Annotated in this window: 11 protein-coding genes; 7 read left to right on the top strand and 4 right to left on the bottom strand. The window is 73.9% G+C overall.

Annotated elements, in window-relative coordinates; translation table 11 throughout:
- Positions 1-46 precede the first annotated feature (46 nt).
- Positions 47-1330: a hypothetical protein gene (locus ACFU6K_RS13335; protein WP_380662741.1), complete on the bottom strand. Its 1284-nt coding sequence runs from the start codon at positions 1328-1330 to the stop codon at positions 47-49.
- Between the two features lie 404 nt (positions 1331-1734).
- On the opposite strand from ACFU6K_RS13335, the gene ACFU6K_RS13330 reads away from it, so the two are divergent.
- The 3 genes from ACFU6K_RS13330 to ACFU6K_RS13320 are packed head-to-tail and all read left to right on the top strand — an operon-like array spanning position 1735 to position 6277.
- Positions 1735-2376: a class F sortase gene (locus tag ACFU6K_RS13330; RefSeq protein ID WP_380662739.1), complete on the top strand. Its 642-nt coding sequence runs from the start codon at positions 1735-1737 to the stop codon at positions 2374-2376.
- Positions 2373-3698: an alpha/beta hydrolase gene (locus ACFU6K_RS13325; protein WP_380662737.1), complete on the top strand. Its 1326-nt coding sequence runs from the start codon at positions 2373-2375 to the stop codon at positions 3696-3698. Before ACFU6K_RS13330 ends, ACFU6K_RS13325 begins: the two co-directional genes overlap by 4 nt.
- Positions 3665-6277, top strand: coding sequence for a rhomboid family intramembrane serine protease (locus ACFU6K_RS13320; protein WP_380662735.1), 2613 nt, complete (start codon positions 3665-3667; stop codon positions 6275-6277). Before ACFU6K_RS13325 ends, ACFU6K_RS13320 begins: the two co-directional genes overlap by 34 nt.
- A gap of 176 nt (positions 6278-6453) precedes the next feature.
- On the opposite strand, the gene ACFU6K_RS13315 is transcribed toward ACFU6K_RS13320, so the two are convergent.
- Positions 6454-6879 carry an SsgA family sporulation/cell division regulator gene (locus tag ACFU6K_RS13315; protein ID WP_380662733.1) on the bottom strand — a complete coding sequence of 142 codons (426 nt, stop codon included), beginning with the start codon at positions 6877-6879 and terminating at the stop codon, positions 6454-6456.
- A 311-nt stretch (positions 6880-7190) separates the two neighbouring features.
- Here ACFU6K_RS13315 and ACFU6K_RS13310 point away from each other — a divergent pair, with 311 nt between their 5' ends.
- The 3 genes from ACFU6K_RS13310 (at position 7191) to ACFU6K_RS13300 (ending at position 10899) form a co-directional block, all read left to right on the top strand.
- A complete protein-coding gene (locus tag ACFU6K_RS13310; RefSeq protein WP_380662743.1) occupies positions 7191-9023 on the top strand; it encodes a DEAD/DEAH box helicase in 1833 nt (610 codons plus the stop codon).
- 380 nt (positions 9024-9403) lie between these two features.
- Complete coding sequence (locus ACFU6K_RS13305) at positions 9404-10054, top strand: IclR family transcriptional regulator (RefSeq protein ID WP_049654777.1); 651 nt, start codon at positions 9404-9406, stop codon at positions 10052-10054.
- 38 nt (positions 10055-10092) lie between these two features.
- Positions 10093-10899, top strand: coding sequence for a S16 family serine protease (locus ACFU6K_RS13300; RefSeq protein ID WP_380662731.1), 807 nt, complete (start codon positions 10093-10095; stop codon positions 10897-10899).
- A gap of 75 nt (positions 10900-10974) precedes the next feature.
- Here the strand turns inward: ACFU6K_RS13300 and ACFU6K_RS13295 are convergent, their stop codons facing one another.
- On the bottom strand, positions 10975-11745 hold the full coding sequence (locus ACFU6K_RS13295) for a helix-turn-helix domain-containing protein (RefSeq protein ID WP_380662729.1): 771 nt from the start codon (positions 11743-11745) through the stop codon (positions 10975-10977).
- 152 nt (positions 11746-11897) lie between these two features.
- Entirely contained in the window at positions 11898-12380 is a 483-nt protein-coding gene (locus tag ACFU6K_RS13290; protein ID WP_181970601.1) for an Lrp/AsnC family transcriptional regulator, read from the bottom strand.
- 273 nt (positions 12381-12653) lie between these two features.
- Between ACFU6K_RS13290 and ACFU6K_RS13285 the strand changes: the two genes are divergently transcribed.
- Positions 12654-13280 (top strand): VOC family protein, encoded by a 627-nt coding sequence (locus tag ACFU6K_RS13285; RefSeq protein ID WP_380662727.1) that lies wholly within the window; start codon positions 12654-12656, stop codon positions 13278-13280.
- The last annotated feature ends 34 nt before the right edge of the window (positions 13281-13314 follow it).

Raw genomic sequence — 13314 nt, 5'->3', positions numbered from 1 at the left:
GCTCGGCGCGCTGCTGGCCGGCCGGGTGCGGGCGAAGGCCTGACGGTCAGGACCCGGCGGGGGCTCCGGCCCCCGCCGGGGCGCCGAGGAAGGCCTCCCAGCCGCCGGCCGGCGCCTGGCCGGGGGCGAGCGTCTGGAGCTTGCGCAGCACCGCCGGGTCCTGGGCGTCCAGCCAGTCCACCAGCTGCCGGAAGGAGACCAGCCGGACCTCCGGCTTGCCCGCGATGGTCCGGAGGACGTCCTCGACGGCGTTCATGTAGATGCCGCCGTTCCACTCCTCGAAGTGGTTGCCGATGACGTACGGCGCCCGGTTGCCGTTGTAGGTGCGGTCGAAGCCCATCAGGTAGGCGTCGCGGGCCTGGGTCTGGAAGCCGGGGTGGAGCGCCGGGTCGGCCTTGGTGTTGGGGCCGCACTGGTTGTACATGATGTTGTAGTCCATCGAGAGCACTTGGAAGGTGTGCCCGGGGAACGGGATGGACTGCAGCGGGAGGTCCCACAGCGCGCCGCCCTGGATCTTCTGCGGCCACACCTGGGTCCCGTTGCCGCTGCTGTCGTAGCGCCAGCCGCGCTTGACCGCGGTGGGCAGCAGGTTGCGCTGGCCCTCCAGACAGGGGGTGCGGCTGCCGATCAGCTCCTTGCGGTAGTCGAAGGGCAGCGCCGGCAGGTCGGTGAAGCCGGTGTTGGTGCGCCAGTTCGTCACGAAGTCCATCGCCTGCTGGATCTCGCTGTCCCACTCCTCGGGGGACCACTTGCCGACGCCGGTGGAGCCGCAGAAGTGGCCGTTGAAGTGGGTCCCGATCTCGTGGCCCTCCAGCCAGGCCGCGTGCACGTTCTCCAGGGTGTCGCGGATGTGCTGGTCGCTCAGGTAGCCGATGTCGGAGGCGCCGGCCCTGTGCTGCGGCGGGCGGTAGAGGTCCTTCTTGGACTCCGGCAGCAGGTAGAGGCCGCTGAGGAAGAAGGTCATCTTCGCGTCGTGCTCCTGGGCCAGCCGGCGGAAGCGGGCGAACAGGCCGTTGTCGAGCTCGCCGGCGCCGTCCCAGGAGAAGACCACGAACTGCGGCGGGCGCTGGCCGGGCTGCAGCCGGTCGGGGACCGGCTGGTGCGGCTGGGCGCCGGTGTCCGAGGTGGAGCCGTCGCCGATCAGGACGGCCTGCGGCTTGGGGGCCGGGGCGGGGGTGTCGGCCCGCTCGTCGGCCGCGCCGGTGGCCGGGACGACGGCTCCGGGCGCCCGCTCCCCGCCGGTGGAGTGGTTGCTGCCGCAGCCGGCCGCCAGGGTGGCGGCGGTGGCGGCGCCGGCCGCCAGCAGGGTGCGGCGCGAGAGGGCTTCCATGGTCACTCCGTTCGTGGGGCGGTGGGCGGCGTGCGGGAGTGCGGAGTCCGGTCGGACAAGTGGGTGATACAACCCGTAACCGGGTCAGCATGGCACGGGGGCGGGGCCGGTCGGAGAGGCGCAGCGGGTCGTCCGGAGCGATCGCCCGAACGCCGCAACCGATCGGGTCCGTAGAACCGTCGGTAGCTCGTGTCGGGAGCGTTCCTGCGGCGATCGTATGCGGAGGGCGGCCGTCGCGCTCCGCGACCGGGTGCCCACGGGGCGCACGGAAGGGGCCGTCAGCCCTGCCGATCGGCGGGTGCCGGTACGACCGTCGTATGGACGTGCCTTACAGTCCGTTCCGGTTGAATTGTTTCCCAGGAAACTCCCAGGAAGCGGGGTTCCGTCGGCAGAGGGGAGCGCCCGTGGGCGTCCAGCAGAGCAGGGGGCCCTGGCCGGGCACCCTGGCGGCGGGTGCCGCGCTGGTGCTCGGTGCCTGGCTCGTGCACGACGGAGGCCCGTCGCTGCCGCCCGCGCCGGGGGCCGGCCAGGCCCAGGCCGGGATCACGCCGGTCTCGGTCGTCCCGCCGCTGGGTCCGTCCGCGCCGACCCGGATCCGCATCCCGGCGGTGCGGCTGGACGCCCCGGTCACCGCGCTCGGACTGGACGCCGACGGCCACCTGCAGACCCCGCCCGAGGCGGACCGCAACCTGGCGGGCTGGTACCGGGGCGGGGCCAGCCCCGGCCAGCGCGGTACCGCGATCCTGGCGGGACACGTCGACAACAGGACCGGCCCCGCGGTCTTCTATCATCTGGGCGCGCTCCGTCGGGGGGACCGGATCGAGATCGCCCGGGCGGACGGCGCCACCGCCGTCTACCAGCTCTACGCCATCGAAGTGCACGACCGAAAGGACTTCCCGGACGATCGGGTCTACCGTCAGGCCACTGACGCGCAGCTGCGGGTGATCACCTGCGGCGGCTCGTACAGCGAGGAGCACGGCTACGACGGCAACGTCGTCGCCTACGGCTTCCTGGCCGACACCACCCCGCCGGGCAAAGCCGCATGAGCACGTTGACCCTTGCCTCCCGCTGGAACCCGATCGACTGGCCGCTCACCGAGGGCCTGATCCCGCACGCCGTGCTGGCGGCCGGCTGGGCGGCGCTGATCGCGCTCGCCGTCGGCCGCGGCCGGAGCTGGTGGCGGGTCCGCCTGCCCGCCGCCCTCGTCACCGCGGCGGCGCTCAGCTGGCTGCTGGACGTCGTGGTCGACGGCTGGTGGCACCCCTTCCCGGAGGGCACGCCCCGGTACGTCACCTGGTGGATAGCCATCGCCCTGACCGGGCTCTGCCTGGCCGGCTACCGGATGCGCCGGCTCACCTGGCGGCGGCGGGGGCTCGCGCTGGGCCTGTGCGGCCTGGTGGTGCTGATGGCCTCCTCCGAGGTGAACATCGGCTTCGGCCAGTTCCCGAGCGGGCGGGTGATGCTCGCGCCGTGGCTGACCAAGACCGACGGGCTGGTCGCCAACAAGGCGGGCCAGACCGTGGCCGCCCCGCCGGGCAAGACGCTGGAGGAGGTCTGGCAGCCCCCGGCGGACCTGCCCGAGAAGGGCACCGTGTCGGTGGTGCCGATCCCCGGCACCAAGTCGGGCTTCAAGGCCCGCGACGCGTACGTCTACCTCCCGCCCGCCTACCAGGCCACCCCGCGGCCGCTGCTCCCGGTGGTCGTGATGATCACCGGTCAGCCCGGCGTCCCGGGGGACTGGGTGCTCTCCGCGCAGATCAACGAGGCGCTGGACGCCTACGCCGCGGACCACGGCGGCCTCGCGCCGATCGTGGTGATGCCCGACCAGCTCGGCTCCACCTGGGCCAACACGCTCTGCCTCGACTCCAAGATCGCCAAGACCCAGACCTACCTGGCGGTGGACGTCCCCGAGTGGGTGCACCAGAACCTCCAGACGGCGGCCGGCCGGAAGTCCTGGGCGATCGGGGGCGCCTCGATGGGTGGAACCTGCGCGCTCCAGCTCGGCGTCAACGCCTCCGACGTGTACGGCACCGTCCTCGACATGTCCGGGCAGGACGAACCGACCCTGGGCAGCCGGGAACAGACCGTCAAGGCCGCCTTCGGTGGTGACGAGAAGAAGTTCGACGCGGTCGATCCGCTCCAGGTGATGGCCCGCAAGAAGTTCCCGGACACCAACGTCGCGTTGGTCGTCGGCGAGACCGACGAGGAGTTCAGACCGCAGATGGAGAAGGTCTACCAGGCCGCGCAGGCGGCCGGAATGAAGTCCAAGTTCGAACTGATGCCGGGTGGCCACGGCTGGGTCGTCTTCCGGCCCGGCATCGCCCAGCAGCTCCCGTGGCTCGCCCAGCAGACCGGGCTGAGCCGGTGACCGGGGCGGGGACGGCGCTGGCCACCGTCGGCGAGCAGCGCGGGCCGGGGCCGGACGCGGAGCGCTCGGCCGAGCGCGGCACCGACCGGGCCGACCGGGCGCCGGTCACCCGGACGCCGGAGCCGCGCCCGCAGAAGGTCCGGCGGGCGGCCAGGGCGCTCGGCTCCCGGCTGCGCTCGGCGCCGCTGACGCTGGCCCTGCTGGCCGGGCTCTGGCTGCTCGGCGCGGCCACCCGCAGCCTGGGCCACGGCCCGTCGGACCGGGTGCTGGAGCGGGCCGGCATCGGCCTGTCCACGCTGGCCGAGGGCCACTGGTGGACGCCGGTCACCTCGATGTTCTGGTGCTCGGGCAAGGGCTCGTACGTGTTCACCAGCCTGCTGCTGCTCCTGGTCGGCCCGGCCGCCGAGCACCGGCTCGGGCGGCTGCGCACCCTCGCGGTGCTGGTCGGCGGGCAGGTCGTCGGCACCCTGCTGGGCACCGGACTGGTCGCGTTCGGCTCCTCGGCGGGGGAGCAGTGGACCGCCTCGGTGGCCGACCAGATCTCGGTCGGCCCCGGCGTCGGCGTGTTCGCGCTCGCCGGGGTCCTCGGGTACCGGCTCACCGTGCTCTGGCGCCGCCGGCTGCACCTGCTGGTGCTGCTCGTCCCGCTGGTGATGACGCTGTACGTGGGCCACCTGCAGAGCGTCCAGCGGTGCGCCGCCGCGCTGGCCGGGCTCGGCCTGGGCGCGCTGGTCAGCCGGGGCCGCCCGCACCTGCGCACGCACCGCTCCTCGCACTCGGAGACCCGGGTGCTGGTGGCCCTCTGCCTGGTCGCGGCCGCCTTCGGGCCGCTGCTGGCCTCGCTGTACGACAACGCCAGCGGGCCGTTCAACACCTTCTCCGAGCTGTACTTCTCGCACCGGCTCAGCCCGGACGAGGTGGCCGACTTCTGCGCGCTGTCGGCGCACGACTGCGCCCGGGCGCACGCCGTCGTCCGGATCTTCGACACCCCGGGCCGGATGATGGCCGCGCTGTTCCCGGCGCTGCTGCTGGTGCTCGCCGAGGGGCTGCGCCGGGGCCTGAGGTTCGCCTGGCTGGTCACCGTGGCCACCGAGCTGCTCTGGGCGGCGCTGCTGTGCTGGCTCTACCTGGACGCCGGGCCGGTCAGCCGGGACGTGGTGCAGTACTTCGTCGAGGCGCTGCTGCTGCCGCTGCTGACCACCGCGCTGCTGCTGGCCACCCGCAAGCGGTTCCTGCTGCGGCTGTCCGGCCGCTCGGTGCGCCGGCTGGCCCTGGTGCTCGGCGGCGCGGCGCTCGCCTCCGCGGCCACCTACGTCGGGGTCGGGCGGCTGGTGGCCGGGCAGTTCGAGCCGGGGGCCTCCGCCCGCCGGCTGGTGGCCGGGCTGCCGGCCCAGTTCCTGCCGCCCGCGTACAACGACCTGCTGCCGGACTACCCGATCGCGGTCGGGCCGGTGGCGCGCTTCCTGGAGACGTACTGCGGGCTGGCGTTCTGGGCGGTCGCGCTGGCCGTGCTGCTGTCGGTCTTCCGCCGGCCGGTGCTGCACACCGACGCGGCGGCGGCCGGGCGGGCGCGGGCGCTGCTGACCGAGCACGGCGGCGGGACGCTCTCGTTCATCGCCACCTGGGACGGCAACCACTACTGGTTCGACGAGGGCGGCCGGGCGGCCGTCGCCTACCGGGTGGTGGGCACCGTCGCGCTGACCACCGGCGACCCGTTCGGCGCGCCGGAGGACCGGGCCCGGGCGGTGGCCGGCTTCGCCCGGTACTGCGACGCGCGCGGCTGGACGCCGTGCTTCTACAGCGTCTGCGGCGAGACCAGGGCCGCCACCGCGCAGCTCGGCTGGCGCTCGGTGCAGGTCGCCGAGGACACCGTCGTGCCGCTGCCCGAGCTGGCCTTCACCGGCCGCAAGTGGCAGGACATCCGCACCGCCCTCAACAAGGCCGGCAAGCAGGGCATCTCCGCGGAGTGGTGGGCGTACCACGAGGCGCCGCTCGCGCTGCGCGAGCAGATCCGGGCGATCTCCGAGGAGTGGGTCTCCGAGAAGGGCCTGCCGGAGATGGGCTTCACCCTCGGCGGGCTGGAGGAGCTGGACGACCCGGACGTGCGGGTGCTGATCGCGGTGGACGAGCAGCGGGTGGTGCACGGGCTGACCAGCTGGATGCCGGTGTACGAGGACGGCGTGCCGGTCGGCTGGACGCTGGACTTCATGCGCCGGCGCTCGGACGGCTTCCGCGGCGTCAGCGAGTTCCTGATCGCCTCGGCGGCGCTCGGCTTCAAGGAGGAGGGCGCGCGCTTCCTGTCGCTGTCGGGCGCGCCGCTGGCCCGCACCGGGCAGGACGAGGAGCCCACCGGCCTGCAGCGGATGCTGGACTGGATGGGCAAGGTGCTGGAGCCGGTGTACGGCTTCCGCTCGCTGCTGGCGTTCAAGGCGAAGTTCCAGCCGGAGTACCGGCCGATGTACATGGCGTACCCCGACCCGGCCGCGCTGCCCGGCATCACCAGGGCGATCGGCAAGGCGTACCTGCCGCACCTGACGGCGGCCCAGGGCGTCCGGCTGATGCGCAAGCTCTCGGGCTGAACCGCCCCGGAGCGGGGGCGACCGTACGGGCTTCCCGGGCCCCGGACCCGGGTCGCCGCGCGACGGACGCGGACGGACGGTTCACCGCGCGGGCGGTCGCCACACGAGCGGTCGCCACGCGGGCGGGCGCGTCACGGCCCGGAAGCGCGGGGCGCTCCCGGCGGCCGGCGCCCCCGTCAGCCGAGCAGCTGGGCGAGCGCGCGGTCGGCGTCCAGGTGCAGGTGCTCCTCGCCCTCGGGGACGACCAGCCGGCTGCGCCACAGGAAGCGGCGCAGGTCGGCGGCGTCGAACTGGAGCAGCGCGGTGCCCTCGGGGGCCCGCAGCTCGACCATGGTGCGCCGGCCGACCGCGGGCCGGACATGGACGTCGCCGGCGCCGGACGGCAGCTCCAGACCGGCCGAGAGCAGCTGGCGCGCGAAGACCCAGACGATGTCCTCGGAGCCCCGGCACTCCGCCGGGTCGTCCAGCGAGAACTCGGCGGGGAAGGCCATCCGGACGGCCAGCGGGTCCTCCGGCAGGTAGGAGAGCCCGACCCGCAGCCGGACGGAGCGGTGGGAGGAGAGGATCAGGCGGGCCTGGACGGTCTCTTCGACGGTGCGCACGGGCGGGGTCCCTTCGGTTCGGTGCGAGGCTGCGTGACAGCAGTGAGGGTTGCTGCGGCCTCACCCTGGTGAGAGTCCCGGGACCGGTGGTGCTTACCCGGTTCCACGAGGTATTCGGTGTGATCCGGGTCACATCGATTTCCGGCCGCGCGGGCCCGGCGCGGAGCGCCGCCTGGAGGCCCGAACGGCGCCGGACCGGTACGCTGGGCGGGTTGTCCGATTGCCGCCCGACCGCGGGGCGAGGCCGCAAAACCGCCTCTGACCTGCGATGATCCCCCTCGGAGACCGTGAGTACTGCCGCCGCCTCCTCGATGCCGCTGTTCTCCGACGTACCGGAGCCGCAGGCGCCCGTCCGATCCGTCGGCCATGCCGCGCCCGCCGGTTCGCACCACCTCTCCCCGGCCTTTCCCGGCCGCGCCCCCTGGGGCACCGCGGGCAGGCTGCGGGCCTGGCAGCAGGGCGCGCTGGACAAGTACATCGAGACCCAGCCGCGCGACTTCCTCGCGGTCGCCACCCCGGGCGCAGGCAAGACCACCTTCGCGCTCACCCTGGCCTCGTACCTGCTGCACAACCACCTGGTGCAGCAGGTCACCGTGGTCGCGCCGACCGAGCACCTGAAGAAGCAGTGGGCCGAGGCCGCCGCGCGGATAGGCATCCGGCTGGACCCGGCGTACTCCTCCGGGCCGCTCTCCCGGGACTACCACGGCATCGTGGTCACCTACGCGGGCGTCGGGGTCAACCCGATGCTGCACCGCAACCGGACCGAGGCCCGCAAGACCCTCGTGATCATGGACGAGATCCACCACGCCGGTGACTCCAAGTCCTGGGGCGAGGCCTGCTTCGAGGCCTTCGAGCCGGCCACCCGCCGGCTGGCGCTGACCGGGACGCCGTTCCGCTCGGACACCAACCCGATCCCGTTCGTGGCCTACGACGCGGGCAGCGACGGCATCCGCAAGTCCATCGCCGACTACACCTACGGCTACGGGCACGCGCTCGCCGACCACGTCGTCCGTCCGGTGATCTTCCTCAGCTACAGCGGCAACATGCGCTGGCGCACCAAGTCCGGCGACGAGCTGGAGGCCCGGCTCGGCGAGCCGATGACCAAGGACCTGATCGCCCAGGCCTGGCGCACCGCGCTGTCCCCGCAGGGCGAGTGGATCCCCTCCGTCCTCCAGGCCGCCGACCGGCGCCTCACCGAGGTCCGCAAGGCGATCCCGGACGCCGGCGGCCTGGTCATCGCCACCGACCAGAACGTGGCCCGCGCCTACGCCAAGATGCTGCGCGAGATCAGCGGCGAGAAGGTCACCCTGGTCCTCTCCGACGAGACCGAGGCCTCCAAGCGGATCTCCGACTACGCCGAGGGCACCTCGCGCTGGATGGTCGCCGTCCGCATGGTGTCCGAGGGCGTCGACGTGCCGCGGCTGTGCGTCGGGGTCTACGCCACCTCGATCTCCACCCCGCTGTTCTTCGCCCAGGCCGTCGGCCGCTTCGTGCGCGCCCGCAAGCGCGGCGAGACGGCCTCGGTGTTCCTGCCGACCATCCCGATGCTGCTGGGCTTCGCCAACGAGATGGAGCTCCAGCGCGACCACGTGCTGGACCGGCCGAAGAAGGAGGGCGACGGCCTCTTCGACGAGGAGGACCGGCTGCTCGCCGAGGCCGAGCGCGCCAACGACGGGCCGGACGGCGCGGGCGGCGACGAGTTCTCCTACGAGGCGCTGGGCTCCGAGGCGGTCTTCGACCGGGTCCTGTACAACGCCATGGAGTTCGGCATGCAGGCCCACCCGGGGAGCGAGGAGGAGGAGGACTACCTCGGCATCCCGGGCCTGCTGGAGCCGGACCAGGTGCAGATGCTGCTCCAGAAGCGCCAGCACCGGCAGATCCAGCGCAGCAGGACCAAGCCCGCCGAGGAGGCCGACCTGCTGGAGCTGCCGGCCGAGCAGCGGCCGGTGGTCACCCACCAGGAGCTGCGGGAGCTGCGCAAGGAGCTGAACGCGCTGGTGGCCGCCTGGCACCACCGCACCAACCAGCCGCACGGCACCATCCACAACGAGCTGCGCCGCCAGTGCGGCGGGCCGCTCACCGCGCAGGCCACCGCCAACCAGCTCAAGGCGCGGATCGCGAAGATCCGGGAGTGGGCCAACTAGTCCGGGCGGCGGCCGGCCGAGGGGCGGATCGGGGCGCGGGCGGCGGAGGGGCTTCGAAGGGCGGCGTGTCCGGTCACCGGACCGGGGGCGCGTCCGGAGCCTGACGCACCCGGCGAATCGCGGGGGTTCGTCCGGAATTCGAGGCGCTGTTGGAGTTGATCACGCCCGAATTTTGGACAACCACTTCCGTCGCGTCATTTCCTTCACTACCTTTCCCCCACGCTCTTCCGTCGGGCAACCCCCGCGGGACGGCGTCGCAGGGCCGTGCGCGTCAACGACGACGCCGTACGGCCCGAGCGCGGCCACCCCCACCTGCGCGCGACACCGACCTTGGAACGGCGCCGCCCGCCCCGCGAGCGCCGCGGAAAGGATTGCCCGTCGTGACAGCCGAGACCTCCCAGACCCTGGACCGCGGCGTCCGGGTCCTCAAGCTCCTCGCCGACTCCGAGCGGGGGCTCACCGTGACCGAGCTGGCCGCCCGGCTGGCCGTCAACCGGACCGTGGTCTACCGGCTGCTGGCCACCCTGGAGCAGCACGGCCTGGTCCGCCGGGACATCGGCGGGCGCGCCCGGGTCGGCCTCGGCGTGCTGCGCCTCGCGCACCGGGTGCACCCGCTGCTGCGCGAGGCCGCGCTGCCGGCCCTGCGCAGCCTCGCCGAGGACCTCGGCGCCACCGCCCACCTGACCCTGGTGGACGGCAACGAGGCGCTGGCCGTCGCCGTGGTCGAGCCCAGCTGGACCGACTTCCACGTCGCCTACCGGACCGGCCTGCGCCACCCGCTCACCGAGAGCGCGGCCGGCCGGGCGATCCTGGAGGCGCGCACCTTCCCCAGCCAGCGCCGCCCCGAGCAGGGGTTCGTCATCACCCGGGCGGAGGAGCAGTCCGGGGCGAGCGGGGCGGCCGCCGCGCTGGTCGGACTGAGCGGCATCGAGGGCAGCGTCGGCGTGGTGATGCTGAACGGCATGGTGCCCGAGCGGGTCGGCCCCCGGGTGGTGGAGGCGGCGACCGAGGTGGCCGACGCCCTGAGGTAGCGCCCGCACCCGGCGTCGGGTGTGTTTGGATTCCCCTTGTGTCCGACACCAAGCTCTCCAAGGCCCTCACCTCCCCGCGGACCCGCGCGCTCTCGCTGTGCGGGGTGCTGGTCGCCGCGCTGTTCGGGGTGGCCGCCTTCGTCCCGCTGCCGTACACGATCACCTGGCCGGGCCTGACCGCGGACACCCTGGGCTCGTACCAGGACAAGCCGGTCCTCACGATCACCGGGGCGCCGCTGCGCACCACCGAGGGCGAGCTGCGGATGGTCACCATCACGGCGACCAACGCGGGGCAGAAGAACACCTTCTGGCGCTCGATGCAGGCGTGGTTCGACCCGAAGGAGGCCGTGCGCCCGACCGAGACGGTCTACCCGGAGACCAACCCGGTCAAGGCCGAGGAGGCGACCGCCGCGCAGATGGCCGAGTCGCAGGACGCCGCCACCGCGGCCGCGCTGAACTTCCTCCGCCTGTCGCCGGACCAGGTGAAGGTCAAGGTCGACCTGGGCGAGGTCGGCGGCCCGAGCGCCGGCCAGATGCTGGCGCTGGGCATCGTCGACAAGCTGGCCGGCGACGGCAAGGGCGGCGACCTCACCGGCGGGCTCACCGTCGCCGGTACCGGCACCATCGACAAGGACGGCACCGTCGGCCCGGTCGGCGGCGTCCCCCTGAAGACGCAGGCGGCCGCCCGGGACGGCGCGACGGTGTTCCTGCTGCCCAAGGACGAGTGCTCGGACGCCAAGGTGAACACCCCGAAGTCGCTGCGGCTGGTGCCGGTCGGCACCCTCGGCGAGGCGGTCTCCGCCCTGGAGGCGCTGAAGAGCGGCGGCAGCGTCCCGTCCTGCTGACCCCCCCGGCCGGCCTCGTGCGGGCCTCCGGCCGGCCGGGCGTCCCCCCGCACGGGGTCGGCCCGGCCGACGGGGTCAGATGCCGAAGGCGACCGCGGCGAAGCCCTCGCCGAGCCGGGTGCGCAGCTGGGCGGCGATCCCGGCCAGCCGGTGGGCCTGGGCCATCGGCAGGGAGACCGAGATCGCGCCGATGCCGTTGCCCGCGACGATCGGCACCGCCGCACCCGCCGAGCCGAGCGAGTACTCCTGGAACTGGGTGATCGGGACGGCCCGCCGCGGGCCCTGGCGGGGCAGCAGCGGCAGGCAGGCCGGGTCCCGCAGGGTGTACGGGGTGAACGGCACCATCGGGTAGCGGGCCAGGTGGGCCCGGCGCTCCTCGGCGGTCATCAGGGCCAGCAGGGTCTTCCCGGCCGCGTGGGCGTGGGCGCCGACCCGCCAGCTGTGCCGGTCGATCAGCGGCGCGCCGGGGGCCTCGGCGGCCTCGATCAGCTCCACCTCGCCGTGCCGGTACCAGGTGAAGTAGACGGCGGCGGACAGCTCGTCGGCGAGCAGGCCCAGCAGGGCCCTGAGCCGGGCCCGGTCGGTGGCCGGGCCGTCGTCCCGGATCAGCCCGGCGACGGCGGGGCCGGTCAGGTAGCGGCCGTTGCGGCGTTCCAGGTAGCGGTCGTGCACCAGGGTGCGCAGCAGGTGGTAGGCGGTGCCCAGGGCGAGGTCGGTGTCCCGGGCGAGCTGCTTGGCGGTGGCGCCCTTGGGGTAGCGGGCGGCCGCCGCCAGCAGGCGCAGGGCGCGCTGGGCGGAGGTGATGAGGGTGGGGGCGGTACCGTCGGCCGCGACGGCGTTCGTCATGCGGGGGCCGACCACGGGGAGGGCTCGGCCGCCACGGGTTTCAGCGGGCCGGAGAGCGGCGCCACGATTTGTAGAACGTTCATATATAAATCTTGAGGCCCCCGACGCCTCCTGCCTATGCCGAATCGGCGCGTGGCGTGGCGCGGACCCTCCTACTCGGCGGCGGCCTGGTCCACCAGCGGCAGGATCCGGTACGGCACCGGGTTCTCCAGCACGATCGCGGTGGACGAGCGGACGATCCCGTCGAAGCCCAGCACCCGGTCGATCACCCGCTGCAGATCGGCGTTGGACCGGGCCACGATCCGCACCAGCATGTCCCCGATCCCGGTGATGGTGTGCAGTTCCAGCACCTCCGGCACGCTCGCCAGGTGCGCCCGCACGTCCGCGCCCTGCCCCTGGGAGATCTCCAGGGTGGCGAAGGCCGTCACCGGGTAGCCGATCGCCGCCGGGTCCACCTCCGGGCCGAAGCCGCCGATCACGCCCTTGGCCTGGAGCCGGTCCAGCCGGGCCTGGACGGTGCCCCGGGCGACCTGCAGCCGGCGCGAGCACTCCAGCACCCCGATCCGGGGCTCCTCGGCGAGCAGCCGGATCAGCCGGCCGTCCAGCGGGTCGATCGTGTCGTTCGTACTGCCCACGATGGAATTCCCTTGAGGGGCAGTGGAGTTGGGGGAGTCGGGGGAGTTCGGGGAGTGGGCGGGGGGCATTCGCGGCACCGTCCTGTGGTGGGCATTCTGTACAGCGGCGCGGCCGATTCTCCCGCTCCGGGGCACAGCTTGACCAGGAGGAAACGGAACAGTTGCGCGCAGGTCGGCCCGGCGCCACCCTCCAGCCACACCCCCGTGCGCAGGGCCCCACCCCCGGTGCCGGGGGCGGCCACGATGGTCCGTACGCCTACCGGGAGGGCAGTCATGACCGACACCGCCGCCGAACCCGCCCTGTTCGGGGCAGACCTCCTACCGGACCCGGCGGAGGCGGGGCCGCTGCCGATGGGCCGCGCCGACGCGGTGGTCTTCGCGGTCGCCGACGCCGGGCGGGCGGCCCGCCGCTACTGCGCCGCGCTCGGGCTGCGATGTACCGCGTACGCCGGGCCGGAGACCGGCGAGCCGGAGCTGCTCTCGTACGTGCTCGCGGCGCCGGGGACGCGGATCGTGCTCACCTCTCCGGTGCCCGCCGCCTCGCCGGTGCCCGCCGCCGCGCCGTTCTCCTCCGCCGCGCCGGTGCCCGCCGCCGCCCGGGCCGCTTCCCGGGTGCGGACCGGCGGCCCGCGCGGCCGGGAGCTGACCGCGTACCTGGACCGGTACGGGGACGGGGTGCTGGACCTCGCGGTGAGCGTGCCGGACGTCTACTACGCCTACGACTACGCGGTGGACCGGGGCGCGCTGTCGCTGGCCGAGCCGTACGAGGCGCGGGACGCCTACGGGGCGGTGGTGCTGGCCACCATCGGGGTGCCGGGCGGGACCAGGCACACGCTGGTGGACCGGGCGGGGTACGTGGGGCCGTACCTGCCGGGGTACGTGCCGTGCGACGGCCTCTGACGGCGTGCCTCCCCGGCGGTCCGCCACCTGACGG

The organism is Kitasatospora sp. NPDC057512, from assembly GCF_042802135.1.
Lineage (GTDB): Bacteria > Actinomycetota > Actinomycetes > Streptomycetales > Streptomycetaceae > Kitasatospora.
The sequence above is the reverse complement of the archived record's forward strand: the minus strand, read 5'-3'. Positions and strand labels throughout refer to the sequence as shown.

Excerpts from the sequence above, each read along its gene's own strand:
- ACFU6K_RS13335 (WP_380662741.1), bottom strand. The coding sequence starts at position 1,330 with ATGGAAGCCCTCTCGCGCCGCACCCTGCTGGCGGCCGGCGCCGCCACC.
- ACFU6K_RS13325 (WP_380662737.1), top strand. The coding sequence starts at position 2,373 with ATGAGCACGTTGACCCTTGCCTCCCGCTGGAACCCGATCGACTGGCCG.
- ACFU6K_RS13310 (WP_380662743.1), top strand. The coding sequence starts at position 7,191 with ATGCCGCTGTTCTCCGACGTACCGGAGCCGCAGGCGCCCGTCCGATCC.
- ACFU6K_RS13295 (WP_380662729.1), bottom strand. The coding sequence starts at position 11,745 with ATGACGAACGCCGTCGCGGCCGACGGTACCGCCCCCACCCTCATCACC.
- ACFU6K_RS13285 (WP_380662727.1), top strand. The coding sequence starts at position 12,654 with ATGACCGACACCGCCGCCGAACCCGCCCTGTTCGGGGCAGACCTCCTA.